Here is a 24845-nt window from a genome sequence, read left to right as displayed (position 1 = left end):
CCCCATGCTGATGGTCATCTCTCCCGCCAAGTCGCTCGACTTCACCGCGCCCAGCGAGGTGCTGCCGCTGACGACGCCGGCCCTGAAGCCGCAGATCGCCGAACTGGCCAAGGTCACGCGCAAGCTGACGGCCGCCGACCTGCGCCGGCTGATGCACATCTCCGAAAAGCTGGCCGACCTGAACCGCGAGCGCTTTCAGCACTTCGACCCGCAGGTCGAAGAGGGGCTGCAGGCCGTGATCGCCTTCAATGGCGACGTCTATGCCGGCCTGGCGGCGCGCGAACTCGACCGCGCCTCGCTGGAATGGGCGCAGGACCACCTGCGGATCCTGTCGGGCCTCTATGGCGTGCTGCGGCCGCTGGACGCCCTGCAGCCCTACCGCCTGGAGATGGGCACCCGCCTGAAGACCAAGCGCGGCGCCACCCTCTACGATTTCTGGGGCGAGACCATCGCCAAGACGCTCAACGAGGCCGCCGCCGGCCACGCGGACCCGACGCTGGTGAACCTGGCCAGCCAGGAATATTTCGGCGCCGTCGACGCCAAGGCCCTGAAGCTGCCGGTGGTCACCTGCCACTTCAAGGAAGAGAAGGCTGGAACCCTGAAGGTGCTGGGCTTCTACGCCAAGAAGGCGCGCGGCCGCATGGCCCGCCACATCATCGACGGCCGCATCGAGAAGGCCGCCGACCTCAAGGCCTTCGACCGCGACGGCTACCGCTTCCGGCCCGACCTCTCCACCGAGGCCGACTGGGTTTTCGCTCGCCCGCAGCCCTGAATTCATCTAACGATGAATTTATAGCCCCTCGTTCTTTCGCAACGGCGGGCTATATGTTGCGTTGCAACAATTCAAGCGGCCCGAGCGGCCGGCAGGAGAGCGCCATGGCGGTGGATTTCGGGTTGCAGGGGCAGGTCGCGATCGTCACCGGCTCGACCAGCGGCATCGGCCATGCGCTGGCCGACGCCCTCGCCGGTCAAGGCGTCAACATCGTGCTCAACGGCCTGGGCGAAATGACCGCCATCGAGCGCACCCGCTCGGAACTGGCCGAGAAGCACGGCGTCGAGGTGCTGTACCACGGCGCCGACATGACCAAGCCGGTCGAGATCGCCGACATGGTCAAGGCCGCCAAGGCCGAGTTCGGCGAGCTGGACATCCTGGTCAACAACGCCGGCGTCCAGCACGTGGCCCCCGTCGAGGAATTCCCCGACGACAAGTGGGACCTGATCATCGCCATCAACCTGTCGTCGGCCTTCCACGCGTCGAAGGCGGCGATCCCGATCATGCGCGAGCAGGGCCGCGGGCGGATCGTCAACATCGCCTCGGCCCACGGCCTGGTCGCCTCGCCCTACAAGTCGGCCTATGTGGCCGCCAAGCACGGGATCCTGGGCCTGACCAAGACCATCGCCCTGGAAGTGGCCCAGCAGGGCATCACCTGCAACGCCATCTGCCCCGGCTTCGTGAAGACCCCGCTGGTCGAGGCCCAGATCACCGACCAGGCCAAGGCCCGCGGCATCAGCGAGGAGGCGGTGATGAAGGACGTGATCCTGGCCGCCCAGCCGACCAAGCAGTTCGTCACCTTCGAGCAGCTGTCGGGCCAGCTCCTGTACCTGGTCAGCGACCTGGGGGCCTCGGCCAACGGCGCCTCCTTCGCCATCGACGGCGGCTGGACGGCGCAGTAGCTCTTTTCAGCCGTAAGATCCCCGCGAAAGCGGGGATCCAAGCTGACGTTCAGGATGAGGCGCTTCCCGCGTCAGGCCCACAGACTCGGCTTGGATCCCCGCCTTCGCGGGGAGGCTCGGAGAAGGGGGTCGAGGCTGTGACTATCGATCCGCTCTAGAGGCAAAGGCAGACCCCATGCCCATCGCGCCGCTGAAGAGGAAGCCCAAGGGGCCGCGTCCGATCAGCCTGGCGCTGCAGGGCGGCGGCTCGCACGGCGCCTTCGAGTGGGGCGTGATCGAGCGGCTGCTGGAGGAGGAGAGCCTGGAGATCCAGGCCATCACCGCCGCCTCGGCCGGGGCGATGAACGCGGTGGCCTACGCCTCGGGCCTGATCGCCGGCGGCCGCGAGGGGGCCAAGGCCTCGCTCAACGACTTCTGGAAGCAGGTCAACCGCAACGGCGGCCGCAACGTCTTCGGCGACACCAGCATCTGGACCAGCGCCTTCGGGGGCGCGTTCGGCGGCGCGGCCGACTGGATCAAGAACACCCCGGGCTGGCGGCTGGCCGAGACCCTGGCCCTGTCGATGAGCCCCTACGAGTTCAACCCGTTCAACCTCAATCCGCTGAACGACATCCTCGACGAGACGATCGACTTCGAAGCCCTGCGGACCCGCTCGCCGGTCAAGCTCTACATCGCCGCCACGGCCGTGCGCACCAGCAAGGCCAAGGTGTTCCGCGAGACCGAACTGACCGCCCGCCACGTGCTGGCCAGCGCCTGCCTGCCGCAGGTGTTCCAGGCGGTGGAGATCGACGGCGAGCCCTACTGGGACGGCGGCTTTCTCGCGAACCCACCCCTGTGGCCGCTGTTCTACGACAAGACCCCCGACGACATCCTGCTGGTCAGCCTCAATCCCTTCGTCCGCGACGAGACGCCCAAGACCCCGGGCGAGATCATGGACCGCCTGAACGAGATCACCTTCAACGCGGCGTTGTCCTCGGAACTGCGCGCCATCGGCTTCGTGCAGAAGCTGCTCGACGAAGGCCTCTTGAAAGACAACGCCCGGGGGCGCTATCGGCGGATGCTGCTGCACGCCATCAAGGCCGACGAGCCGCTGGCCGACCTGTCGCTGGCGTCCAAGTTCAATACCGAGTGGAGCTTTCTGACCGACCTCAAGGCCCGTGGGCGCAAGGCGGCGGAAGCTTGGCTCGGCGAGTGTTTGCCCCTGGTGGGGGAGCGCTCGACGGTAGATTTGAAGTCTGGTTTCGCATGAACACCCCCGCTCCGATCCCCTCCCCCACCGCCGGCGTCATCTGCCTGCGGGGGCATGAGGTGCTGCTGATCAAGCGCGGCACGCCGCCGCGTCTTGGCCAATGGAGCCTGCCGGGCGGACGGATCGAGTTCGGCGAAACGGCGGAAGCCGCCGCCCTGCGCGAACTGCGCGAGGAGACGGGCGTGGAAGCCCGGCTTCTAGGCCTCATTGATGTCGTCGACGGCGTCTTCACCTCGCGCGAGACCGGCGAGACCACCCGCCACTTCGTGATGTTCGACTACGCCGCCGAATGGACCGGCGGCGAACCCAAGGCCGGCGACGACGCCGCCGACGCCCGCTTCTTCACCCGCGAAGAGGCCATGGCCGCCGTCGAGTGGGACCTGACCCGGCAGGTCATCGAACAGACCTACGCGCTGTTCGGGCGCTAGGCGCATCGCCGGATCGCCGCGCCCCGGAACGCGGGCTTCGGAAAAAGACGGCCGCTCGACGGATCTTCTCCACAGCAACTTGACAACGTCGGTCGGCGGGCGCATCCCGCCGCCGCGCTCGATGCCGCGACGCGGCGACGACGCTTTCAACGGAAACCCAAACCCCATGCCCAGCGACAGTCACAGTCGATCCAACACGCCGCGAACGGCGTCACGCTAGGGGTTCAACGGGCTCCTTGCTGACGGCCGGTCGCGGCCACAGTCACAAGGACAAGCCCCATGGTTTTCCTCTCCGGAGACCTCAAGGCCGCGCGTCCGCTCGCGCGCTTTCTTCGCGCCGGAACCGTCCCCTCGTGGGCGGATCTGGTCGCCTTCCTCCTGCTCGCCGCCGCGGCCGTCCTGGTCGTGCGCGGGGCCGAGGACATGAGCCAGCCCCTGGCGGCCCTGCACGCCGCCCCGGTCACGCTGGATCCCGCCCGCCTGCCTGAATACGCCCTGCGCACGACGCTGCGGATGTTCCTGGCCCTCTTCGCCTCGCTCGTCTTCACGTTCACGGTCGCCACCCTGGCCGCCAAGAGCCGCAAGGCCGAGCTCCTGATCGCGCCCGCCCTCGACATCCTGCAGTCCGTGCCGGTGCTGGGCTTCCTGACCTTCACGGTCACCTTCTTCATGGGCCTGTTCCCCGGCCGCCAGCTGGGCGTGGAGTGCGCGGCGATCTTCGCGATCTTCACCAGCCAGGCCTGGAACATGGCCTTCAGCTTCTACCAGTCGCTGCGGACCATCCCGGCCGACCTGGACGACGTCAGCCGCCAGTTCGGCTTCTCGCCCTGGCGCCGGTTCGTCCGGCTGGAGCTGCCGTTCGCCACGCCCGGCCTGGTCTGGAACGTGATGATGTCGATGTCGGGCGGCTGGTTCTTCGTCGTGGCGTCGGAAGCCATCACCGTGGGCGACACCACCGTCACCCTGCCCGGGATCGGCTCGTGGCTGTCGGTCGCCATCGCCCGCCAGGACATGAAGGCCCTGGCCCTGGGCGTGGCCGCCATGGCCGTGGTCATCGTGCTCTACGACCAGCTGGTGTTCCGTCCCGTCGTGGCCTGGGCCGACAAGTTCCGCTTCGAACAGACCGCCAGCCAGCAGCGTCCGGCCTCGTGGCTCTACGATCTGCTGCGCCGGGCCGTCTGGATCCGGTCGCTGGCCCAGCCGCTGGCGAGGCTGTCCCGCGCCACCTCAGGCCTGCGCCCGCCCGTCCGCCTGCCGCCCCTGCGCCTGCCCGCGCCGCCCGCGGCGCTGGACAGGGTCCTGGACGGCCTCTGGCTGGCGCTGGTCGCCATCGCGGTCGTCGGCGGCGCCGGGCTGCTGTGGTCGTTCCTCGGCCAGCGCCTGACCCTCGGCGACCTGGGCCAGGTCTCGCTGCTGGGCTTGGCGACCCTGGTCCGCGTCGTCGTGCTGATCGCCCTGGCCACCCTCGTCTGGGTCCCGGTCGGCGTCTGGATCGGCCTGCGCCCGGCCTGGGCCGAGCGCCTGCAGCCGATCGCCCAGTTCCTGGCGGCCTTCCCGGCCAACGTGCTGTTCCCGTTCGCGGTGGCGGCCATCGTCGCCCTGCGCCTGGACCCGAACATCTGGCTCTCGCCGCTGATGGTGCTCGGGACCCAGTGGTACATCCTGTTCAACGTCATCGCCGGGGCCAGCGCCATTCCGGGCGACCTGAAGGAGGCCGCCGGCATGTTTGGCCTCAGGGGCTGGCAGTGGTGGCGGCAGGTCGCGATCCCGGGGATCTTTCCCTACTACGTGACCGGCGCGCTCACCGCCTCGGGCGGGTCGTGGAACGCCAGCATCGTGGCCGAGGCGGTCAGCTGGGGCCATCAGCGCCTCGAGGCCGCGGGCCTGGGCGCCTACATCGCCAGGGCCACCGCCGCCGGCGACAGCGCCCGCGTCGCCCTGGGCGTGGCCGTCATGTCCGTCTTCGTCATCGTCTTCAATCGCGTGCTCTGGCGGCCGATGTACCGCTTCGCCGAGCGCCGTCTCCGTCTGGCCTAAGGGAGAGCGTCCATGACCTGCTTCACCCCCATCCAATCGCCCGCCCTGGTCGAAGCCAAGGCCATCCGTCACCTGTACGGCAAGGCCGAAGGCGCGAACCTGCTGGTGCTCGACAATGTCGACCTGACCCTCGACGAGAACGAGATCGTTGGCCTGCTGGGCCGCTCGGGCTCGGGCAAGTCGACCCTGCTGCGGTCGATCGCCGGCCTGATCAAGCCAACCTCGGGCGACATCGCCTTCCCGCCGCGCGAGGACGGCCCCACCACGGTCAGCATGGTGTTCCAGAGCTTCGCGCTCTTCCCCTGGCTGACCGTGCTGCAGAACGTCGAGGTCGGGCTGGAGGCCAAGGGCGTGCGCCCGGACGAGCGCCGCCGCCGGGCCCTGGCCGCCATCGACCTGATCGGTCTGGACGGCTTCGAGAACGCCTATCCCAAGGAGCTGTCGGGCGGCATGCGCCAGCGCGTGGGCCTGGCCCGCGCCCTGGTGGTCGATCCCTCGATCCTGCTGATGGACGAGCCGTTCTCGGCCCTCGACGTGCTGACCGCCGAGACCCTGCGCACCGACCTGCTCGACCTGTGGAACGAGGGCCGGATGCCGATCAAGTCGATCCTGATGGTCACCCACAACATCGAGGAGGCGGTGCTGATGTGCGACCGCATCCTGGTGTTCTCGTCCAATCCGGGCCGGGTGGCGTCGACGGTCAAGGTCGACCTGCCGCAGCCGCGCAACCGCCAGGACCCGGCCTTCCGGGCCCTGGTCGAGCGGATCTACGCCCAGATGACCCGGCCCGACCAGGCGGCCGCCGCCGCTCGCGACGGGGTCTTTCCCGGCATGGGCCTTGGCATGGTGCTGCCGCGCGTCTCGACCAACGTCATGGCCGGCCTGATCGAGGCGGTTTGCGCCGCTCCGTTCGACGGCCGGGCGCACATGCCCGACCTGGCCCGGGTGCTGCGGTACGAGGCCGACGCGCTCTTTCCGATCGCCGAGACCTTGCAGCTGCTGCGCCTGGCCGAACTGCGCGAGGGCGACCTGATGCTGACGCCCACGGCCCGTCGCTACGCCGAGGCCGACGTCGACGCGCGCAAGTCGATCTTCGCCCAGCAGTTGCTGGCCCACGTTCCCCTGGCCGCCCACGTGCGCCGGGTGCTGGACGACCGGCCCAGCCACGCCGCCCCCGCCAGCCGTTTCCGCGACGAGCTGGAGGACTTCATGTCTCCCGACTACGCCGACCAGACCCTGCGCGCGGCGACCAACTGGAGCCGCTACGCCGAGGTCTTCTCCTACGACGAGAGCGCCGACCGCTTCTCGCTGGACGACCCGGCCTAGACGCCGATGGCGAAAGCCCGCGGGCGCTGTCCCTGGGCCTGACCGTACGGCGCTAGAGGTGCGAGGCGGGGCGGGCCGTCATGGCCTGCCCCGCTCCAATCCTGGACCCGCGAGTCCACAATAACCCCTTGAAAAATGGGGACTTGTCGAACCTTCGCTTCGGTGAGACGCTTTCCTCCGTGAACGGCAGTCTCGACGTCAGATCGGGGCGCCGGCTCACGAGGAAACGAGAGAGATGACCCCGCAAGACATCGTGGGCCCCTACATCGCGGGTTTGGCCCCGCCGCGTGGTTTCCTGGCGATGGTCGCCGTCATGCTGGCGGCGATGGCCGCCTGCTTCTGGACCCCGGAACTGGATCCCGAGCGCATCCTCGACGAATAGCGCCCCCGGGCCCACCGCCCCGCGCCTGACCTCGCGGCACGCTTGCCGCCAGCAAGGGCGAGCGCACTCTCCCCCGGACGGCCCCGCCAGAGGGCCGCGATAGGGAGACCGCCGCCATGGCCCTGCGCACGCCGATCTGCGACCTGCTGAACATCGAGCATCCGATCCTGCTGGCCGGCATGGGCGGGGTTTCGTACGCGCCGCTGGCGGCGGCGGTCTCCAACGCCGGCGGCTACGGCGTGCTGGGCATGGCCGGGACCTCGCCCAATTTCATCCGCGAGCAGATGCGGCAGGTCAAAGCCCTGACCGACAGGCCGTTCGGCGTCGACCTGCTGGCCGCCACGCCCGACGCCCTGACCGCCAGCGTCGAGGTCATCATCGAGGAGGGCGCCAGCGCCTTCATCGCCGGCCTGGGCGTGCCCTCACAGATCCTGGCCCGGCTGCACGAGGCGGGGCTGAAGGTGATGGTGGTCTGCGGCACGGTGCGTCATGCGGTGAAGGCGCAGGAGGCCGGCTGCGACGCGGTGATCTGCCAGGGCGGCGAAGGCGGCGGCCACACGGGCCTGGTCGGCACCCTGCCGCTGGTGGCCCAGGCGGTGGAGGCGGTCGACATCCCGGTGATCGCCGCCGGCGGCCTTTACGACGGTCGGGGGCTGGCGGCCGCCCTGGCCCTGGGGGCGCAAGGCGTCTGGATGGGCACCCGCTTCATCGCCAGCGCCGAGGCCCACGCCGGCGCGCTCTACCAGGACGCCATCCTGGCCGCCCGCGACGAGGACACCGTCCGCACCCGCTGCTATTCCGGCAAGCCGATGCGGGTGCGCGCCAACCCCTATGTCGACGACTGGGAGACCCGGGCCGGCGACATCCAGCCCTTCCCCCTGCAGGCCATGGCCAGCGTCCAGGCCGGGGTGCTGGGCGGCATCGCCGGCCAGACCGAGGGCCTGGACCCCGACCGCTCGTGCCTGGCCATGGGCCAGAGCGCCGGCGGGATCACCGACGTGCGCCCGGCGGCCGAGATCGTGGCCAGCCTGGTCGCGGAGGCGGAAGCGGCGATCAGGCGGACGGCGGGACTGCTCGCCTGAGGCGCCGATCGAGACAGGCACAACCCTCGGTGAATATTTTCACACGCACAGCTGAAAGCTGAAGATAAGGTCGCGTCCGCTTGGTCGCGCAGCCGCCCTCCTCGAGCTCGCGCCATCGCCAGGGGACCTCGATGAACTACCGCACCGTCAAGTGTTTCAATCGCCAGTCCGGCGACTTCGCCGGCTATCTGGGCACGCACGACAACTGTTTGACCCTGGTCCAGTCCACGGCCGATGCGGCCTGGTGCAAGTGGACCTACAAGAACGGCGACCTCCATCTGGCCAAGGACACCGCGCCGGGCGACCGCTGGCTGGGCCGCGCCACGGGCGGCTACGCCGGCTGGGGCTTGGACTGGTACGCGCCGGTGACCTACAACGGCGACAAGACGGTGTCGCTGAAAGGCGAGCCGGCGCACATGCTCTACGGCCCGACCGGCGACGAGACCTACATCTCCTGGTCGGACACCGCCAACAACGCCGGCGCCCTGACCTTGCAGCTGATCAATCCGCGCGTCTGGCTGTCGCACGTTCCCGGCGACACCCTGATCGGCGACATCAACCTGCCGGGCACGCACGACAGCGCCGCCATCAACTCCACCATCCACACGCCCTACGCCTGCCACTATCGCAGCATCACCGAGCAACTAGAGGCGGGGGTGCGGCTGCTGGACGTGCGGCTGATCATCGATGCGGTGCCCGCCGGGCCGCACTCGCCCGCGACCTGGGAGTTCTACACCTGCCACGGCAGCACCGGGCTGAACTCGCGGGCGCACGTCTACCAGAGCCTGGTGTCGCTGCTGGTGGAGTGCCACGACTTCCTCTACGCCCACCCGTCGGAATTCATCGCCATGTCGCTGAAGATCGACGACCAGAACGGCGTGGCCGACACCGACCTGCCGGGGGTGCTGAAGGCGCTGACCAACGTCCTGGCCAACCACAATGTCGGCCCCTGGCAGGGCGACATGCCTTCGCTCGACACCGTCCGCAAGCGGGTCTACCTGCTCGACCGGATCATCCCGGCCCTGCTGGATCCCAACCGCAAGCCGCCGCTGGATCCCGTCGTCGCCCAGCAGGTCGCGGCCTTTTCGTTCGGCGTTTCGCTAGACATCCCCGACAACACGCCCGGCGTCCTGCTGCCCGCCACCAAGGGCCGCAACTTTCCGATCTATGTGCAGGACATGTACGAGGACCTGCCGATCATCGATCCGGGCGCCCAGAAATACGCCCTGTACGTCGCGGCCATCCCCAACAAGCCCGCCGACGGCCTGCTGATCAACTTCGCCAGCGCCACGCGCCTGAAACTGGGCGGCGTCTACATCCAGGACCAGGTCGTCGGCTACTTCGACAAGAACCGACCCACGGCCAGCGGCTGGTCTCTGTTCGACTACGAGGACCAGAGCGCCAACAGCAGCTTTGGCTTGATCGACTGCGTGGAGATCATCATCGCGTCGAACTTCAACTACGCGATCTGACCCCTCAGCCGGCGTCGAGGTCCAGTTCCGGCAGCAGCTTGTGGAAATGGGCCTCGACCTGGGCGTGGCACTCGCAGGCGCGGCGCTCCAGCTTGCGGCGGTCGCGGATCTCCACGCGGCCGCGGCGGGTCTGGATGATGCCGTCGGCCTGCAAGATCTTGGCCGCGGCGGTGACGGTGGTGCGCTGCACGCCCATCATGTCGGCCAGGGCCTCCTGGGTCAGGCGCACGATGTCCTCGCCGGCCCGGTCGTGGGCGGCCAGCAGCCAGCGGCAGCAGCGCTGCTCGATGGTGTGCAGGGCGTTGCAGGCCACCGACTGCATCATCTGGGCGATCATGGCGTCGGCGTAGCGGGTGAAGAGGTCGCCCAGGGCCGGGAAGCGCTGGCGCATCTCGTCGAGGCGGGCGGTCTGGACGGTGAAGGCCGGTCCCGGCGCCTGCACCACCGCCCGGCCGTAGGCGGGCTTGAGGCCGCCGCTGACCACGCCGCCCAGCGCGCCCTCCCAGCCGACGGTGGCCGCCTCGACCTCGCGGCCCTCGGGGGTCAGCACCAGCAGCGAGACCATGGTCGGCCGGCAGGGCAGATAGGTGGTGCGCACGTCCTCGCCGACGTCGAACAGCACCGTCCCGCGGGCGAGAGCCGTCAGCGACATGGCCGATTTGAGGGCCGCGCGCGCATCTTCGGGCATCGCCAGCAGCAGGCGATTGCCGGCATAGGCGTGGTGCACCCGCTCGGCGCGGGTGTCTCGGTCGTTCATTTCTGCGGAGTCGGCCATGGCGGCATCCAACGGCGGCGCTTGCACGTCGGTTAAAGCGCGCGGACCGAGGGTTTCGTTGCGTGGACCTGTCGGGACGCCGACACGCGCCGCGCGTCAGCTCATCCCTCTCAGCTCATCCCATCAACTCATCAAGGTGGGTCGGTGCAGCTGGCCGGTCTCGTCCTGGAGGTGCATGCGCACCGGTATGCCGACGCCCGTGGCCTGCTCGGCCAGGCGGTTGGCGGCCTTTTCGGCCTCGTGGCGGCTGCGATAAGCCCCGAACCTGAGCTGGTCGCCGATGATGGTCCACCGGTCGCCCACCTGGACGACGCCGTAGTGCACTTCAGCCATGACACGTCCTCCCTTCTGCGCTGTCGGAGTTGGTCGTTTCTCGCCACCCCTGACTTATCCACAGCCTGATCCCGATCCTTGTTGATAGCAAGGCCCTGAAGAGTCGAAGTTTCGACTTGAAATGGGCAAGCGCCGCTGTGGATATCCTCAAGGTTGATTTCGCCCCTCGCGGGCGAGGCGATGACAGGCGAGGCGCTTGCGGCGATAGTGCCCGCATGCTTCGCGCCCGCCTCGCCACTCCGTTCCTGGCCGCCCTGCTGCTGGCCGCACCGGCCGTGACCAGCGCCCAGGACCGCGCGCCGGCCGAGCGCCAGCGGCTGCTGGACCTGGCCTACGCCATCGGCCAGAGCCATGCCCTGCGCCAGGCCTGCGAGGGCGTCGGCGACCAGTTCTGGCGGGCCCGCATGGTGCGGCTGACCGAGGTGGAGCAGGCCGACCAGACCTTCGACGGCCAGCTGCGCGACCGCTTCAACGGCGGCTACGCCGCGGCCCAGGCCGCCCATCCCGAGTGCAGCCCCGAAAGCCGCCGGGCCGAGCGCCAGGCCGCTCTTCGCGGCCGGGCTCTGGCCAACAAGCTGTCGCAGACGGTGCGGGTCAACGAGCAAGCTGCGCCGGATTCCGTGGCGGAAGGGCGAGCGGCGCGCTAAATTCTCCTCATGGACGCACGGCGACTGGCGGCTTGGGCCGCCGGGCCGCGTCTCGGGAGGCTTTCGTGACCGCTTTTCTGGTCCCTCTGGTGCTTCTGGTGCTGGCGATCCTGCTGGTCGTCAACGTCATCAAGATCGTGCCGCAAGGCCGCGAATTCACCGTCGAGCGGTTCGGCCGCTACACCCGCACCCTGAAGCCCGGCATCAGCATCCTCACCCCGTTCGTCGAGACGGTGGGCCGCCGGGTCAACATGATGGAGCAGGTGCTCGACGTTCCCAAGCAGGAGGTCATCACCAAGGACAACGTGTCGGTGACCGTCGACGCCATCGTCTTCATCCAGGTGATGGACGCCCCCGCCGCGGCCTATCGCGTCGACAACCTGATCTACGCCATCACCCAACTGGCCCAGACCAACCTGCGCACCGTGGTCGGCTCGATGGAGCTGGACGAGGTGCTGAGCCAGCGCGACCACATCAACTCGCGCCTGCTGGCCACCATCGACGAAGCCACCAGCCCCTGGGGCGTCAAGATGGCCCGCATCGAGATCAAGGACCTGACCCCGCCGGCCGACATCACCAACGCCATGGCCCGCCAGATGAAGGCCGAGCGCGAACGCCGCGCCGTCATCACCGAGGCCGAGGGCGAGAAGCAGGCCCAGATCGCCCGCGCCGAGGGCGCCAAGCAGTCGGCCATCCTGCAGGCCGAGGGCCGGCGCGAAGCGGCCTATCGCGACGCCGAGGCCCGCGAGCGGGAAGCCCAGGCAGAAGCAAAGGCCACCGCCTTCGTGTCGGAAGCCATCGCCCGCGGCGACGTCAACGCCATCAACTACTTCGTCGCCCAGAAGTACGTCGAGGCGTTCGGCGAGCTGGCCCGTTCGCCCAACGCCAAGACGGTGATCGTGCCGGCCGACTTCGCCGGCATCACCGGCACGGTGGCCGGGGTCGGCGAGCTGATCCGCTCGCTGGGCGGCCCCGACGCCCCGCCGCGTCCGACCCCGTCGCCCGCGCCGTCGCGTTCGAGCGCGGTTCCGTCCGCGCCGCGCAAGGGAGCCTGATCCCATGACCGGCCTGATCGATTTCTTCGTCGCCCATCCCTTCTGGCTGTGGTTGTCGATCGCGGCCGCGTTTCTGGCGATCGAGGTGGGCACCGGCACCGGCTGGCTTTTGTGGCCGGCCGCCTCGGCGGCGGCGGTCGGCGTCGTCGCCCTCCTCCTCCCCACCAGCCTGCCGGTGGAGATCGTCCTCTTCGCCGTGCTGACCATCGCCTCGACCTACCTGGCCCGCCGCTTCCTGCGGCCGGCCCTGGCCGGGCCCGACCCCGACCTCAACGACCCCACCCTGCGCCTGCTCGGCCGCCCGGCCGAGGTGGTCGCCGCCTTCGAGAACGGCCGCGGCCGGGTCTTCGTCGACGGCAAGGAGTGGGCGGCCCAGACCGAAGGCGAGGGCGAGGCCGAAAGCGCCCCGACGACCGGGACCCGCGTCTCGGTGGTGGGCGTGCACGGGGCGGTGCTGACGGTTCGCTGACAAGAACGCGCAGAGCTTAGGAGCGAGCGACCATGGCCGTGGGCTGGGCGCAGATGATGTTCGTCCCCGACGAACAGGCCGCCAGGGACGCGCAGGCGGCCTGGCGCTGGCGGCTGCCCGGTCCCTGGCGGATCGTCTTCAGCACGATGTTCGGCGGCCTGTTCATCGAGACGCCGGCCGACGGCGTGGTCTGGCTGGAGTGCCCGACCGGCGACATCGAGCCGGTGGCCGACACCGCCGAGGCCCTGCACGCCTTTCTCGGCGGGGCCCGGACGCCGGCCTGGGAAGAGCGTATCGACGAGTGGTTCCTGCCCGGCCTGCTTGAAGACCTTCATGCAGCCGGCAAGGTTCCCTCCCCCGGCCAGTGCTATGGCCTGACGATCCTGCCAGTGTTCGAGGGCGGGCTGTACGACGTCGGCAACGCCTTCGTCCTGTCGGCGGGCGAATGGCTGGCCGCCACCGGCGCCATGCACGAACAGCTGAGCGCGGTCCCGGACGGCGCTCAGGTCGAACTGAAGGTGACCTGAGCCACTGGCTTTTGCCCCTCCCCGCCCCCATCTGGCGCGGGACCGCACGCATCGAAGGGAACGACCGGGTGGAACCCATCATCACGGCGTCGGGTCTGACCAAGACCTACGCCTCGGGCCATCAGGCCCTGAAGACCGTCGATCTTGAGATCAGGCGCGGCGAGATTTTCGCCCTGCTGGGCCCCAACGGCGCCGGCAAGACCACGCTGATCAGCATCATCTGCGGCATCGTGCGGGCCTCGACCGGTACGGTCGTCGCCGACGGCCACGACATCGCCCGCGAATACCGTCCGGCCCGCACCAAGATCGGCCTGGTGCCGCAGGAGCTGACCACCGACGCCTTCGAGACCGTCTGGGCCACCGTCACCTTCAGCCGCGGCCTGTTCGGCAAGCCGGCCAACCCGGCCCTGATCGAGAAGATCCTTCGCGACCTGTCGCTGTGGGACAAGAAGGACGCCAAGATCATGACCCTGTCGGGGGGCATGAAGCGGCGGGTGATGATCGCCAAAGCCTTGTCGCACGAGCCCTCGATCCTGTTCCTCGACGAGCCCAGCGCCGGCGTCGACGTCGAGCTGCGCCGCGACATGTGGGAGATGGTGCGCAAGCTGCGCGAGACGGGCGTCACCATCATCCTGACCACCCACTACATCGAGGAGGCCGAGGAGATGGCCGACCGGGTGGGGGTGATCCGCAAGGGCGAGATCATCCTGGTCGAGGACAAGAAGGTGCTGATGCGGCAGCTGGGCAAGAAGCAGCTGACCCTGCACCTGCAGTCGCCGCTGGAAGCCGTGCCGGCGGGCCTGGACGACTACGACCTGGCGCTGGCCGACGAGGGCCGCGAGCTGGTCTACAGCTTCGACGCCCAGGCCGAGGCCACCGGCATCGCCCCGCTGCTGCGCCGGCTGCACGCCGAGGGCGTCGACTTCACCGACCTCAACACCCGCCAGAGTTCTCTCGAAGAGATCTTCGTCAGCCTGGTGAAGGACCGGCCATGAACATCCACGCCATCGCCGCCATCTATCGCTTCGAGATGGCGCGGACCTTCCGCACCCTGGCCCAGAGCATCGCAGCCCCGGTGCTGTCGACCTCGCTCTATTTCGTGGTGTTTGGCGCGGCCATCGGCTCGCGCATGACCTCGGTCGACGGGGTGCCCTACGGCGCCTTCATCGTGCCGGGCCTGATCATGCTGTCGATCCTGACCGAGAGCCTGTCGAACGCCTCGTTCGGCATCTACATGCCCAAGTGGTCGGGCACGATCTACGAGGTGCTGTCGGCCCCCGTGTCGCCGTTCGAGATCGTGCTGGGCTATGTCGGCGCGGCGGCGTCGAAGTCCTTGATGCTGGGGGTGATCATCCTGGCCACGGCGCGTCTCTTCGTGCCGTTCGAGATCGAGCACCCGCTGTTCATGGCCGCCTTCCTCGTCCTGACGGCGGTGACCTTCAGCCTGTTCGGCTTCATCATCGGCATCTGGGCCGACAGCTTCGAGAAGCTGCAGATCGTGCCCCTGCTGGTGATCACGCCCCTGACCTTCCTGGGCGGCAGCTTCTATTCGATCGACATGCTGCCCGGCGCCTTCCGGACGGCCTCGCTGTTCAACCCGGTCGTCTACCTGATCAGCGGCTTCCGCTGGAGCTTCTTCGGCACGTCGGACGTCGGGGTGGGCATCAGCCTGGCCGCGACGGTCGGCGTGCTGGCGCTGTGCCTGGCGGTCGTGGGCTGGATCTTCAAGACCGGCTATCGGCTGAAGCAGTAGCCGCAGAAGACCCCTCTCTCTTTGAGAGAGGGAGGGGCCCACGCCGCAGGCGTGGGAGGGTGAGAGGTTACAGCCTCTCCGAACAAGGCGCGGCCCGCCTCGAAGGCTGGCGGGAAGGCTCGAGGTTTACCGGCCAACAGTGAAACCTCTCACCCTCCCACCGCTTCGCGGCGGGCCCCTCCCTCTCTCTCAGAGAGAGGGATTTTAGCCTCAGTAGCTGGCCTTCAGGGTGAAGGCGAAGGCGCGGGCGTCGCCGGGGGTGCCGACCACCAGGCCCGAATTGCCCGAGACCACGGTGATGTTCTGCAGGTACTCGGCGTCGAAGGCGTTGCGCACCGACACGAACGCTTCCCAGCCCGCTTCCGACTTGAAGCCGGCCCGCAGGTTGACGATCTCATAGGCCTTGATGATCGTGTATCGCGAGTCCGAGCTGTCGGCGTAGTAGTTGGAGCGGAAGCTGGCGTCGGCGCCGGCATAGACCTCGCCGGCCAGGCGGCCGAGGGTCGCCTCGCGGCGGTACTCGGCGCCGGCCGAACCGGCCCATTTCGACAGGCCCGGCAGCGGACGGCCCGACAGGTCGCACTGGGCGGTCGAGGTGCCGATCTTCTCCAGCGGGCACGGCCCGTTCTTGAAGTCGGCGTACTTGCCCTCGGTCCAGGCCAGGTTGCCGTAGAACTTGAAGCCGCCGATCGAGCGGGTGGTGGCGTCCAGCTCGACGCCGCGCACCTCGACCTTCTCGACATTGGCCAGGTAGCCGCGCAGGGCGCCCGGACCGCTGTCGACGACGTTGGCCTGGTAGTCCTTCACGTCGGTGGCGAAGAGCGCCAGGTTGGCCGTCAGCAGGCGCTCGAACCACTGGGTCTTCAGGCCGATGTCGATGGTCGACACCTTTTCCGGACGGATCACCGCGGCCGAGGTCGACACCGTGTTGCTGCTGGTCAGCGGCAGCGACGTCATGTTGATGCCGCCCGACTTGTTGCCGCTCGACACCGTGGCGTAGGCGTTGATGTCGTCGGTCAGCTGGTAGACCACGGCGATCTGGCCCGACCAGGCGCCGTCGTCGGTCTTGGCCGAGAAGGTCTGCGGCCGGGCGATGCCCAGGCGACGGTTGATCAGGGTGGTGTCGGTGGTCACCGAACCGCCCGTGGTGGTCTGGACGTAGGTGCCGTCCTTCTTTTCCTGGGTGAAGCGCACGCCGGGCGTGACGCTCAGGCGGTCGTTGACCTTCCAGGTCAGCTGGCCGAAGGCGGCGTAGCTGGTGGTGTCGATCGTGCTGTCGTTGAACACCGTGTAGCCGTCGAGCAGCGACGAGGGCGTGTTGGTGGCCGGCAGCAGCCAGTACGAGGCGTCAGAGCCGTACTCGGTGACGCCGTGGGTCGTGACGTTCTGGTCGAAGTAGTAGAGGCCCACGGTCCAGTCGAAGCGCTCGCCCTCGTTGTTGGACAGGCGGAACTCCTGGCTGAACTGCTTCTGGTGCGAGGGGTTGTTGGAGCGGCGGGTGACGTCCAGCGCGGTGTAGTCGCGGTCGTTGCGCGGCTCCCAGTCCCATTCGCGGTGGGCGGTGACCGAGGTCAGGGTCACCGGGCCGAAGTCGTAGTCGGCCACCGCCGACAGGCCGTTGACCCACTGGTCAGCCTGGATCGGATCGTCGATGTCGGAGATCCGGTCATAGGGGTTGGTGCTGGCGACGGTGTAGTTCTTGCCGGCGGCCAGGGCGGCGTACTGCTGGGCGGTCGGCTTCAGGGTCGTGCCGACCGTGACATAGACCTGGGTGCAGCACTCGGGCTGCTGGAAGGCGTAGTCGCCGTAGAGCTTGACCGTCAGCTGCTCGTTCGGGGTGAACTTCAGCTGGCCGCGGTAGCCGGTGCTCGAGCGGGCGTTCTGCCAGGTGTTGCTCTTGGGATTGTAGAGGTCGCCGTCGCGCCAGGTGCCGACGAACGACAGGCGGCCGGCCAGCACGCCCTCGATCAGCGGCCCGGCCACCGTGGCCTTGAACTGACGGAAGTTGAGGCTGCCGTAGCTGGCCTCGGCGTCGGCCTCGAACTTCTGGGTGGCGTCGCGGGTGGTGATGTTCAGCGCGCCGGCCGTGGTGTTCTTGCCAAACAGCGTGCCCTGCGGGCCGCGCAGCACTTCGATCTGCTGGATGTCGATGAAGTCGAGCGTCGCAGCCCCGGGGCGCGAATTGTAGACTTGGTCCACATAGATGCCGACGCCCTGCTCCAGGCCGTCATTGGCCAGGCCGTAGCTGGCGCCCAGACCGCGGATGGTCAGGGCGGTGTTGCGGGGGTTGGGCGACAGGACTTGAAGCGTCGGGACCAGCTGGGTCAGGGCGACGATGCTGTTGACGCCCGTCTGGGTCAGGGTCTCGGCCGAGGTCACGGTCAGCGCGATCGGCACCTCCTGGGCGCTCTCCTCGCGACGGCGGGCGGTGACGAACACCTGGCCGACGGCCGAAGCGTCGGTGGCGGTCGGATCAGCCGGGTCGGCGGCGGGCGTCGCGGCGGCGGCGACATCGGCGGCCGGCGCCAGGTCGGCGGCCAGCGCGGCGCCGGCGGTGGTGGAAAGAAGCACGCTCAGCAGCGCGGCGCGGCCGACGCCCTTGGCCGAAAGGCCGCCCGAAATTCCGATAGCCACGAGAGCCCCCTCGTTTTGAGATAACGCCATTCGGCGTGTTGGGGAGCGTGATAGTTACCTATTCCTATCGGTGAAATAGAGAATGGGTGGGCAGGGGGAGAGTTTTTCTGCGGGGTGTACGGAGGGGTGGAGCGCAAATGATCGCGGCGGATCCTCGAAGCCGGGTCCGGAGGATGAGGGGGATCGCGATGAGCCAGTCGGCAATCGTGCTGGGCGGCGGCGGACAGGTCGGTCGCGCGGTGACCCGGCGCCTGCTCGACGCGGGCTGGACCGTCACGGTCGTCAGCAGAGGCCAACGCCCGCTTCCGGCGGGGCTGGCCGAGCGCGGCGCACGCTTCGTGACCGCGGATCGGACCCAGCCGGGCGACCTGGATCGCGCGGTCGGCGGTGGCGCCGACGCGCTCATCGACATCACGGCCTATGACGCCGACGACGGGCGACAACTGCTGAGTTTGCAGGGTGATGTCGGCGCCCTGGTGGTCGTCTCGTCGTCCAGCGTCTATCGCGACGCCGAAGGGCGGACGCTAGACGAGGCGCGCCAGACGGGCTTTCCAGACCTGCCAGACCCCATCTCCGAGGACCAAGCCGTGGTCGAACCCGGCGACGCCACCTATTCGACGCGCAAGGTGGCGCTCGAACGGATCCTGCTCGACAGGGCGACGTGCCCCGTCACCGTGCTGAGACCGGCGGCGATCCACGGCCCGGGCTCGACCCACCCGCGCGAGTGGTGGTTCCTCAAGCGCATGCTGGACGGCCGCGAAGCGATCCCGCTGGCCTACGGGGGACGAAGCCGTTTTCACACCTCGTCGGTGCTGAACATCGCCGAACTCACGGCCGTCTGCCTCGATCGTCCGGGGACGCGCGTTCTCAACATCGCCGATCCGCAAGCCCTGACCGTCGGCGAGATCGGCGCGATCATCGCCCAGCGCATGAACTTCCAAGGCGCCCTGGTCGGGCTGGACGACGACGCCTTCCCGGCCCGAGCCGGACGCACGCCGTGGTCCACGCCGCGTCCCTTCGTGCTCGATACGCGCGCGGCGCAGGCGCTGGGCTATGCGCCCGTGGCCGACTACGGCGCGACCATCGGCGAGATCTGCGACGATATCATCCAGGCCGCCGCCGGCCGGGACTGGCGCCAAGCGTTCCCGATCCTGGCCAGCTATCCTTACGACCTTTTCGACTATGCGGCGGAAGACGCGGCCTTGCGCGCGAGCGAACCGAAGGCCGTCAGCCCACAAACCCCGCCGCTCTGCGCAAACGATCGTTGATCGCCTCGCCCAGACCTTCGTCGGGGATCTTCGCCACCGCGATGGCCGTCGGTTTCAGGCGGTCGGCGGCGCGGAGATAGGCGAAGAGGTTCGCGGCGGCTTCGGCGAGGTCGCCCGAGGGGCTGAGATTCAGCACCCCCTCCCCGGTCGGCCATTCTCCGAAGGCCAAGAACGCTTCCCCCGCCTTCGGAGCCTCGGCGTCGATGCGCACCGGGGCGTCGGGGGCGTAGTGGAGGGCGAGGCGGCCCGGGGAGCGCTTGGCGTCGTCGTCGGCTTCGGCAAGGGGGCCGACTATGGCCTCCAGTTGGGCGCGGGTGACGGCGCCGGGGCGCAGCAGGCGCACGGGGCCGTCGAGCACGGCGACGACGGTGGACTCCAGGCCCACCTGGCACGGCCCGCCGTCGAGGGCGGCGGCGCATTTGTCGCCGGTCTCGGCGAAGGCGTCGGCATAGGTGGTGGGGCTGGGGCGGCCCGAGCGGTTGGCCGAGGGGGCCACGACCGGTCCGCCGAAGGCCGCCAGCACGGCGCGGGCCAGCGGATGGCCGGGCACGCGGATGGCGACGGTCTCCAGCCCCGCGCGGGCCAGGTCGCAGACGGCCGAGCTGTCGGCGATCGGGGCGACGATGGTCAGGGGGCCGGGCCAGAAGGCGTCGGCCAGGGCGGCCGCCCGGTCGTCGAAGGCGGCGATACGGGCGGCGGCCTGTGCGTCGGCGACGTGGGCGATCAGCGGGTTGAAGCGCGGGCGGCCCTTGGCCTCGAAGATCGCCGCCACGGCCGTGGGGTTGGAAGCATCCGCCCCCAGGCCGTAGACGGTTTCGGTGGGCAGCAGGACGAGGCCCCCGCCAGCGAGGGCCTCGGCGGCTTGGGCTACGACTTCTTCTTGGCCGTCAGGGCGAAGCTCACCTTGATCTTGCCCGGTATCTGATCCGTCGACGCCCATTCGCCCTGTCCAACCCCGAACACGGTCCGGTCGACGGTGGTTACACCGCGGGCCTTGGCCGTGTCGCCGTCGATCTTCAAGCTGAAGGGCAGGCTGAGCGGCTTTTTGGTCCCGCGCAGGTCCAGCGTCCCGTCGGCCACGAAGCGGCCCTCGGCGGTCTTGCGGAACTTGGTGGCGGTGAAGGTCGCCTTGGGCGTGGCCGAGGTGTTGAAGAAGTCGGGACCCTGCAGGCTCTCGTCGCGCTGGCCGTCGCCCGTGCCGGCCGAGGCCAGGTCGACGCTGACGGTCAGCTTGGAGCGATCCAGCGCTTCCGGCGAGAACAGGATGTCGGCGGTCCAGCGGCTGAACGTGCCGTGGATCGGGGTGTCGGCCCAGGCCAGGTCGAAGTCGAGGTGCGAGCCCTTCTGCACGGCCCAGGCGACCGGGTCCTTCAAGGCGCTGTCGGCCGGCGGCGTCGCGGCGGCCGTTTCAGCCGGAGCGGCGGGCGCGGCTCCAGGCGCAGCGGTCGTCGGCGCGGCGGCGGCGGGCGCGGGCGTCTCGTCCGGCAGGGCCAGCTCGTCGGCGGCGCTGGCGGCCGGGGCCGGCGCGGGGGCTTTCGCCTTGGCCGGCGTGTAGAGATAGGCGGCGGCGACCACGGCGGCGAAGCCGGCGGCGGCCAGCCACAGGCGCGGCTCCTTCAGGCCCGGCTTGGCGCCGGCGGCCATGTGGCCGAACACCTCGTCGCGGTCGAGGATCTGGTGCTTGGCCACCGCGCCCAGGTGCAGGGCCAGCAGCAGGTAGGTGAACTTGACCAGCAGACCGTGGCCCAGATGGCCAAAGTCGTTCCAGGCCTGCTTGGCGCTTTCGGCCAGCTCGGGCAGCCCCGGCAGGTGCGGCCAGGGGATGGCGCCGAACAGGATCGTCGGAATGTTGATGCGGCTGGTCGAGACGATGATCCAGCCGGTCAGCGGCAGGCCGATCATGATCACGTAGAAGCCGACGTGCACGGCGTGGGCGGCGATCTTCTCCCAGGTCGGCTGGCCGGCCGGGGCCGGCGGCGACTTGTGGGTCAGCTTCCAGATCAGGCGCGCGAGGCTGAGCACCAGGATGGTGATGCCGATCGACTTGTGCAGTTGGAAGAGGGCGAAGGTGGTCGCGCCCTTGGGGCCGTCATCGGCCCGCCACCCCAGGATCACCTGGAAGATCAGGGCGGCGGCGATCAGCCAGTGCAGGATGATCGCCACCGTAGAATAACGGGAAGGACCCGCCGCCGAGGCGGGTTTTGAAAGCGTCTCGGCGGTCATTGGGCCGTCCCTAATTCGATATCTGTCTTACTTCTTCGGATTGAATTCGGCTTCGATCGCCAGGTCGACGTCGTCGCCCACCATCGGAACCAGGTGGGTGAAGCCGAACTCCGAGCGCTTGATCTTGCCGGTCGCCGAGAAGCCCATGATCTGCGAGCCGAACGGGGTCTTGGCGAAGCCGTTGTAGGTGACGTCGAGGGTCACCGGCTTGGTCACGCCGCGGAAGGTCAGGTCGCCGGTCAGCTTGCCCTTGCCGGGCGAGGTCTGCTCGATCTTCGTCGAGACGAAGGTGATCGTCGGATACTTGGCCGAGTCGAAGAACTTCGGATCGTCCGAGATTTCCTTGTTGAAGTTGGGCAGGCCGGTGTCGACCGACTTCGGGTCGACCGTGATCGACACCTTGGAGTCCAGCGGCTTGGCCGGGTCGAAGCTGTAGGAGCCGTCGAGGCCCGACAGGCGGAAGGTGTAGTTCGAGGTGCCGAAGTGGCGCACGCGCAGGGTCAGGCTGGCGTGGCGCTTGTCGAGAGCCCAGGTCCCGGCCGGGGCGGCGGCGGGATCCGTCGCCGGTTGCGCCAGGGCGGCGACCGGGGCCGCGAGGGGAGCGGCGAGAAGGGCGCCGGCCAGAATGGCGTAGGCGAAGGGGCGAGCCATGGGTTCAGTTCTCCAAACTGTCATAGTGACGGTTGCGATTACCCGACTTAGGAACTTCACCGTCCAGTTGAAGGGGCGTCTCCTCACGAAGCCGTGATCGCCTGGCGGTCCTTGGCGCGGCGGGTCGCGCGATCTAAACAGGGATCACATACCCCCAACCCGACGCTTGAACAGATCGGCCCCTGCATGACCTTCCGCGCCCCCGTCCGCGACCTCGCCTTCGCCCTGCGCCACGTGGCCGGCTTCGACCAGCTCGCCGAGGCCTATCCCGAGGCCGATTCCGACACCGTGGACGCCGTGCTGGAAGCCGCCGGCGTGTTCGCCGCCGAGGTGCTGGCCCCGATCAACCGCCAGGGCGACCTGGTCGGCGCCAAGCTCGAAAATGGCGTGGTGCGCAGCGCCCCCGGCTTCGCCGACGCCTACAAGGCCTTCGCCGAGGCCGGCTGGACCAGCCTGGCGGCCGCCCCCGAGCATGGCGGCCAAGGCCTTCCGAAAGCGCTGGAGATCGCCACGCTGGAGATGGTGCAGGCGGCCAACATGGCCTTCGGCCTGTGCCCGATGCTGAGCCTGGGCGCCATCGAGGCCCTGGCCCTGCACGGGACCGAGCGCCACAAGAGCGTGTTCCTGCCCAAGCTGGTCTCCGGCGAATGGACCGGCACCATGAACCTGACCGAGCCGCAGGCCGGCTCGGATCTCGCGGCTCTGACCACCATGGCCACGCCGGACGGCCAGGGCGGCTACACCCTGTCGGGCCAGAAGATCTTCATCACCTGGGGCGACCACGACGCCACCGACAACATCGTCCACCTCGTTCTGGCCCGCACCCCCGACGCCCCTCCCGGCGTGAAGGGCGTGTCGCTGTTCCTGGCCTCCAAGGTGCTGATCGACGAGGACGGCAAGCCGGGCGCGGCCAACGACGTGCGCGTCGGCGGCCTGGAACACAAGCTGGGCATCCACGGCTCGCCCACCTGCGTCATGCTGTTCGAAGGCGCCAAGGCCGAGCTGGTCGGCAAGCTGCACCAGGGCGTGGCCCACATGTTCACGATGATGAACGCCGCCCGCCTGCAGGTCGGCGCCCAGGGCACCGCCATCGCCGAGCGCGCCTACCAGCAGGCCCTGAACTTCAGCCTGGAGCGCGTGCAGGGCCGCTCGGCCTGGACGGGCGCCTATCCCTCGCGCCTGTTCGACCACCCGGACGTGCGCCGCACCCTGCTGCTGATGAAGGCCAAGATCGAGGCCGCCCGCGGCATCTGCCTGTCGACCGCCGTCGCCGCCGACCTGGCCCACGCGGCCGCCGACGAGGCCGTGCGCGCCACCGCCAAGCTGCGCGAGGAGCTGCTGACCCCGATCGCCAAGGCCTGGTCGACCGACGTCGGCGTCGAGGTCGCCTCGCTGGGCGTGCAGATCCACGGCGGCATGGGCTTCATCGAGGAGACGGGCGCGGCCCAGCACTATCGCGACGCCCGCATCACCCCGATCTACGAGGGCACCAACGGCATCCAGGCCATCGACCTGATCGGCCGCAAGCTGGGTCTGGCCGACGGCCAGGCCGTGGCCGACCTGATGGACGACATCCGCGACACCATCGAGGCCCTGAAGGGCGCCGACGCCTCTCTGACCCCGGTCGCCGGCCGCCTGGAAGCGGCGCTGAACGCCGCGGCCTCGGCCACCGCCTGGCTGGTCGACCGCCGCGCCCGCGCCATGCCCGACGCCCTGTCGGGCGCCACCGCCTACCTCAAGCTGCTGGGCGACACCGTCGGCGGCTGGATGCTGGCCAAGGGCGCCCTGGCCCCGCAAGCCGAGGCCCTGCGCGGCCAGCTGCTGCGGGTCTATGCCGAGAGCGTCCTGGCCCAGGTCCCGGGCCAGCTGGCCGCCGTGACCCTGGGCGCGGAAGACCTCGTTGCGGTGACGCCGGAGGCCCTGGGGGTTCACTGATCTGATCCCTCTCCCCTTGCGGGAGAGGGTGGCCCCACGAAGTGGGGTCGGGTGAGGGGTCGAAAGACCTGTCCGCCGCGACGGCTGATCGGCTGTCGCGGCGGTTTTCGTTTGAGAGACCCCTCATCCGTCGCCTCTCGGCGACACCTTCTCCCGCAAGGGGAGAAGGACCTAGTGCCTCGCCAGCATCCACACCGCCATCGCCACCATCATCACGTTCTCCAGCAGCGACACCCCGCCCAGCGGCACGTTGCTGTCACCGCCGACGCAGGCGCATTTCAGGTCGCGCTTGTCGAGATAGACGGCCTTGAACACCGACACCGCGCCGATCCCGCCGATCACCAGGGCCAGGGGCGCGGAGAACCAGGTCAGCACCCCGGCCGTCATCAGCACCCCCGCCAGACCCTCCGCGAACGGATAGACGTAGCCGTACGGGACCCAGCGCTTGGCCAGCAGGTCGTAGCCCAGGAACATCGACGAGAAGCTCTCGACGTCGCGCAGCTTCTGGATCGCCAGCACCACCATGGAAAAGCTGATGAACCACTCGACCGCGCGCGGGGTGAACGGCGTCCCGTCGACCACATAGGCCGCCGCCAGGGCCAGCAGGGCGGTCATGGCGAAGAGGGCGATCACCGGCTGGTAGGTCTTGGCCTTGGGATCGCGCGGCTTGCCGCCGAAGAACCGCCGCAGGTCGTCGAAGCCGCCGATCCGCTCGCCGTCGATGAACACCTGCGGCGTGGTCTTGACGCCATGCTGGGCCTTGAAGGCGTCGGTCTCCTCGCGCGTCGTCAGGTGATGATCCTCGACCGCGTAGCCCCGGGCGCGCAGCAGATGGCGGGCCTTCAGGCCGTAGGGACAGACGTGCTTGTCCATCACCATGCGGTAGAGGACGGCGGTCTTCGGGGCGGCTGAACTCACGGCGGAT

24 protein-coding genes are annotated in these 24845 nt (G+C 69.1%); 17 read left to right on the top strand and 7 right to left on the bottom strand.

The features are described 5' to 3' along the window. Nucleotides 1–4 precede the first annotated feature (4 nt). From yaaA to AC07NG_RS10295, 9 genes are all read left to right on the top strand, one after another. Nucleotides 5–772 carry a peroxide stress protein YaaA gene (gene yaaA, locus AC07NG_RS10335; protein ID WP_494593779.1) on the top strand — a complete coding sequence of 256 codons (768 nt, stop codon included), beginning with the start codon at nt 5–7 and terminating at the stop codon, nt 770–772. Nucleotides 773–876: 104 nt separating this feature from the next. Continuing rightward, nucleotides 877–1674: a 3-hydroxybutyrate dehydrogenase gene (locus tag AC07NG_RS10330; RefSeq protein ID WP_487290371.1), complete on the top strand. Its 798-nt coding sequence runs from the start codon at nt 877–879 to the stop codon at nt 1672–1674. 175 nt (nt 1675–1849) lie between these two features. Beyond that, nucleotides 1850–2923 (top strand): patatin-like phospholipase family protein, encoded by a 1074-nt coding sequence (locus AC07NG_RS10325; RefSeq protein WP_494593777.1) that lies wholly within the window; start codon nt 1850–1852, stop codon nt 2921–2923. Then, a complete protein-coding gene (locus AC07NG_RS10320) occupies nt 2920–3351 on the top strand; it encodes an NUDIX hydrolase (protein ID WP_110118299.1) in 432 nt (143 codons plus the stop codon). Before AC07NG_RS10325 ends, AC07NG_RS10320 begins: the two co-directional genes overlap by 4 nt. A 279-nt stretch (nt 3352–3630) precedes the next feature. Continuing rightward, complete coding sequence (locus AC07NG_RS10315) at nt 3631–5388, top strand: ABC transporter permease (protein ID WP_494593775.1); 1758 nt, start codon at nt 3631–3633, stop codon at nt 5386–5388. A gap of 12 nt (nt 5389–5400) precedes the next feature. Beyond that, nucleotides 5401–6714, top strand: coding sequence for an ABC transporter ATP-binding protein (locus AC07NG_RS10310; RefSeq protein WP_494593773.1), 1314 nt, complete (start codon nt 5401–5403; stop codon nt 6712–6714). Nucleotides 6715–6949: 235 nt separating this feature from the next. Beyond that, a complete protein-coding gene (locus tag AC07NG_RS10305; protein WP_199228323.1) occupies nt 6950–7096 on the top strand; it encodes a hypothetical protein in 147 nt (48 codons plus the stop codon). Between the two features lie 116 nt (nt 7097–7212). Continuing rightward, nucleotides 7213–8178: an NAD(P)H-dependent flavin oxidoreductase gene (locus AC07NG_RS10300; RefSeq protein ID WP_494593771.1), complete on the top strand. Its 966-nt coding sequence runs from the start codon at nt 7213–7215 to the stop codon at nt 8176–8178. A gap of 131 nt (nt 8179–8309) precedes the next feature. Next, the gene (locus AC07NG_RS10295) at nt 8310–9650 is read left to right on the top strand and encodes a PI-PLC domain-containing protein (RefSeq protein WP_494593769.1); all 1341 of its coding nucleotides are present in this window, start codon (nt 8310–8312) and stop codon (nt 9648–9650) included. Between the two features lie 4 nt (nt 9651–9654). Here AC07NG_RS10295 and AC07NG_RS10290 read toward each other — a convergent pair whose 3' ends face one another. After that, nucleotides 9655–10425 carry a Crp/Fnr family transcriptional regulator gene (locus AC07NG_RS10290; RefSeq protein ID WP_494593767.1) on the bottom strand — a complete coding sequence of 257 codons (771 nt, stop codon included), beginning with the start codon at nt 10423–10425 and terminating at the stop codon, nt 9655–9657. Nucleotides 10426–10548: 123 nt separating this feature from the next. Continuing rightward, entirely contained in the window at nt 10549–10758 is a 210-nt protein-coding gene (locus AC07NG_RS10285; protein WP_110118296.1) for a hypothetical protein, read from the bottom strand. Nucleotides 10759–10973: 215 nt separating this feature from the next. On the opposite strand from AC07NG_RS10285, the gene AC07NG_RS10280 reads away from it, so the two are divergent. From AC07NG_RS10280 to AC07NG_RS10255, 6 genes are all read left to right on the top strand, one after another. Beyond that, nucleotides 10974–11405: a TIGR02301 family protein gene (locus AC07NG_RS10280; RefSeq protein WP_492853971.1), complete on the top strand. Its 432-nt coding sequence runs from the start codon at nt 10974–10976 to the stop codon at nt 11403–11405. Nucleotides 11406–11482: 77 nt separating this feature from the next. Next, nucleotides 11483–12460: an SPFH domain-containing protein gene (locus tag AC07NG_RS10275; RefSeq protein ID WP_492854003.1), complete on the top strand. Its 978-nt coding sequence runs from the start codon at nt 11483–11485 to the stop codon at nt 12458–12460. 4 nt (nt 12461–12464) lie between these two features. After that, nucleotides 12465–12929 carry an NfeD family protein gene (locus tag AC07NG_RS10270; protein ID WP_494593764.1) on the top strand — a complete coding sequence of 155 codons (465 nt, stop codon included), beginning with the start codon at nt 12465–12467 and terminating at the stop codon, nt 12927–12929. A gap of 32 nt (nt 12930–12961) precedes the next feature. Continuing rightward, a complete protein-coding gene (locus AC07NG_RS10265; protein ID WP_494593762.1) occupies nt 12962–13456 on the top strand; it encodes a hypothetical protein in 495 nt (164 codons plus the stop codon). Nucleotides 13457–13506: 50 nt separating this feature from the next. After that, nucleotides 13507–14451: an ABC transporter ATP-binding protein gene (locus AC07NG_RS10260; protein WP_494593937.1), complete on the top strand. Its 945-nt coding sequence runs from the start codon at nt 13507–13509 to the stop codon at nt 14449–14451. Then, complete coding sequence (locus AC07NG_RS10255; RefSeq protein ID WP_487290362.1) at nt 14448–15209, top strand: ABC transporter permease; 762 nt, start codon at nt 14448–14450, stop codon at nt 15207–15209. The genes AC07NG_RS10260 and AC07NG_RS10255 overlap by 4 nt, the downstream gene beginning before the upstream one ends. Before the next feature lie 210 nt (nt 15210–15419). Here AC07NG_RS10255 and AC07NG_RS10250 read toward each other — a convergent pair whose 3' ends face one another. Then, nucleotides 15420–17843 carry a TonB-dependent receptor gene (locus tag AC07NG_RS10250; protein WP_494593760.1) on the bottom strand — a complete coding sequence of 808 codons (2424 nt, stop codon included), beginning with the start codon at nt 17841–17843 and terminating at the stop codon, nt 15420–15422. A 188-nt stretch (nt 17844–18031) separates the two neighbouring features. Between AC07NG_RS10250 and AC07NG_RS10245 the strand changes: the two genes are divergently transcribed. Further along, nucleotides 18032–19111, top strand: coding sequence for an NAD-dependent epimerase/dehydratase family protein (locus AC07NG_RS10245; protein WP_494593759.1), 1080 nt, complete (start codon nt 18032–18034; stop codon nt 19109–19111). Here the strand turns inward: AC07NG_RS10245 and AC07NG_RS10240 are convergent. The 3 genes from AC07NG_RS10240 to AC07NG_RS10230 are packed head-to-tail and all read right to left on the bottom strand — an operon-like array spanning nt 19071 to nt 21985. Further along, the gene (locus AC07NG_RS10240; RefSeq protein WP_494593757.1) at nt 19071–20051 is read right to left on the bottom strand and encodes an L-threonylcarbamoyladenylate synthase; all 981 of its coding nucleotides are present in this window, start codon (nt 20049–20051) and stop codon (nt 19071–19073) included. The two genes, AC07NG_RS10245 and AC07NG_RS10240, sit on opposite strands and share 41 nt — an antisense overlap. Beyond that, nucleotides 19979–21334 carry a YceI family protein gene (locus AC07NG_RS10235; protein ID WP_494593755.1) on the bottom strand — a complete coding sequence of 452 codons (1356 nt, stop codon included), beginning with the start codon at nt 21332–21334 and terminating at the stop codon, nt 19979–19981. The genes AC07NG_RS10240 and AC07NG_RS10235 overlap by 73 nt, the downstream gene beginning before the upstream one ends. Before the next feature lie 27 nt (nt 21335–21361). Then, nucleotides 21362–21985, bottom strand: a complete 624-nt coding sequence (locus AC07NG_RS10230) for a YceI family protein (protein ID WP_110119447.1) — start codon at nt 21983–21985, stop codon at nt 21362–21364. Between the two features lie 186 nt (nt 21986–22171). Between AC07NG_RS10230 and AC07NG_RS10225 the strand changes: the two genes are divergently transcribed. Beyond that, complete coding sequence (locus AC07NG_RS10225) at nt 22172–23920, top strand: acyl-CoA dehydrogenase (protein WP_494593753.1); 1749 nt, start codon at nt 22172–22174, stop codon at nt 23918–23920. 171 nt (nt 23921–24091) lie between these two features. Here the strand turns inward: AC07NG_RS10225 and AC07NG_RS10220 are convergent, their stop codons facing one another. Continuing rightward, nucleotides 24092–24838: a MauE/DoxX family redox-associated membrane protein gene (locus AC07NG_RS10220; protein WP_494593751.1), complete on the bottom strand. Its 747-nt coding sequence runs from the start codon at nt 24836–24838 to the stop codon at nt 24092–24094. Nucleotides 24839–24845 lie beyond the last annotated feature (7 nt).

It is taken from the genome of Caulobacter sp. GW821-FHT10C03 (genome assembly GCF_059415485.1).
The sequence above is the reverse complement of the archived record's forward strand: the minus strand, read 5'-3'. Positions and strand labels throughout refer to the sequence as shown.

Excerpts from the sequence above, each read along its gene's own strand:
- AC07NG_RS10290 (WP_494593767.1), bottom strand. The coding sequence starts at position 10,425 with ATGGCCGACTCCGCAGAAATGAACGACCGAGACACCCGCGCCGAGCGG.
- AC07NG_RS10270 (WP_494593764.1), top strand. The coding sequence starts at position 12,465 with ATGACCGGCCTGATCGATTTCTTCGTCGCCCATCCCTTCTGGCTGTGG.
- yaaA (WP_494593779.1), top strand. The coding sequence starts at position 5 with ATGCTGATGGTCATCTCTCCCGCCAAGTCGCTCGACTTCACCGCGCCC.
- AC07NG_RS10255 (WP_487290362.1), top strand. The coding sequence starts at position 14,448 with ATGAACATCCACGCCATCGCCGCCATCTATCGCTTCGAGATGGCGCGG.
- AC07NG_RS10315 (WP_494593775.1), top strand. The coding sequence starts at position 3,631 with ATGGTTTTCCTCTCCGGAGACCTCAAGGCCGCGCGTCCGCTCGCGCGC.
- AC07NG_RS10265 (WP_494593762.1), top strand. The coding sequence starts at position 12,962 with ATGGCCGTGGGCTGGGCGCAGATGATGTTCGTCCCCGACGAACAGGCC.
- AC07NG_RS10300 (WP_494593771.1), top strand. The coding sequence starts at position 7,213 with ATGGCCCTGCGCACGCCGATCTGCGACCTGCTGAACATCGAGCATCCG.
- AC07NG_RS10225 (WP_494593753.1), top strand. The coding sequence starts at position 22,172 with ATGACCTTCCGCGCCCCCGTCCGCGACCTCGCCTTCGCCCTGCGCCAC.
- AC07NG_RS10310 (WP_494593773.1), top strand. The coding sequence starts at position 5,401 with ATGACCTGCTTCACCCCCATCCAATCGCCCGCCCTGGTCGAAGCCAAG.
- AC07NG_RS10280 (WP_492853971.1), top strand. The coding sequence starts at position 10,974 with ATGCTTCGCGCCCGCCTCGCCACTCCGTTCCTGGCCGCCCTGCTGCTG.
- AC07NG_RS10235 (WP_494593755.1), bottom strand. The coding sequence starts at position 21,334 with ATGACCGCCGAGACGCTTTCAAAACCCGCCTCGGCGGCGGGTCCTTCC.
- AC07NG_RS10330 (WP_487290371.1), top strand. The coding sequence starts at position 877 with ATGGCGGTGGATTTCGGGTTGCAGGGGCAGGTCGCGATCGTCACCGGC.
- AC07NG_RS10320 (WP_110118299.1), top strand. The coding sequence starts at position 2,920 with ATGAACACCCCCGCTCCGATCCCCTCCCCCACCGCCGGCGTCATCTGC.
- AC07NG_RS10305 (WP_199228323.1), top strand. The coding sequence starts at position 6,950 with ATGACCCCGCAAGACATCGTGGGCCCCTACATCGCGGGTTTGGCCCCG.
- AC07NG_RS10325 (WP_494593777.1), top strand. The coding sequence starts at position 1,850 with ATGCCCATCGCGCCGCTGAAGAGGAAGCCCAAGGGGCCGCGTCCGATC.
- AC07NG_RS10285 (WP_110118296.1), bottom strand. The coding sequence starts at position 10,758 with ATGGCTGAAGTGCACTACGGCGTCGTCCAGGTGGGCGACCGGTGGACC.
- AC07NG_RS10230 (WP_110119447.1), bottom strand. The coding sequence starts at position 21,985 with ATGGCTCGCCCCTTCGCCTACGCCATTCTGGCCGGCGCCCTTCTCGCC.
- AC07NG_RS10295 (WP_494593769.1), top strand. The coding sequence starts at position 8,310 with ATGAACTACCGCACCGTCAAGTGTTTCAATCGCCAGTCCGGCGACTTC.
- AC07NG_RS10240 (WP_494593757.1), bottom strand. The coding sequence starts at position 20,051 with ATGGGCGTCGACGGATCAGATACCGGGCAAGATCAAGGTGAGCTTCGC.
- AC07NG_RS10245 (WP_494593759.1), top strand. The coding sequence starts at position 18,032 with ATGAGCCAGTCGGCAATCGTGCTGGGCGGCGGCGGACAGGTCGGTCGC.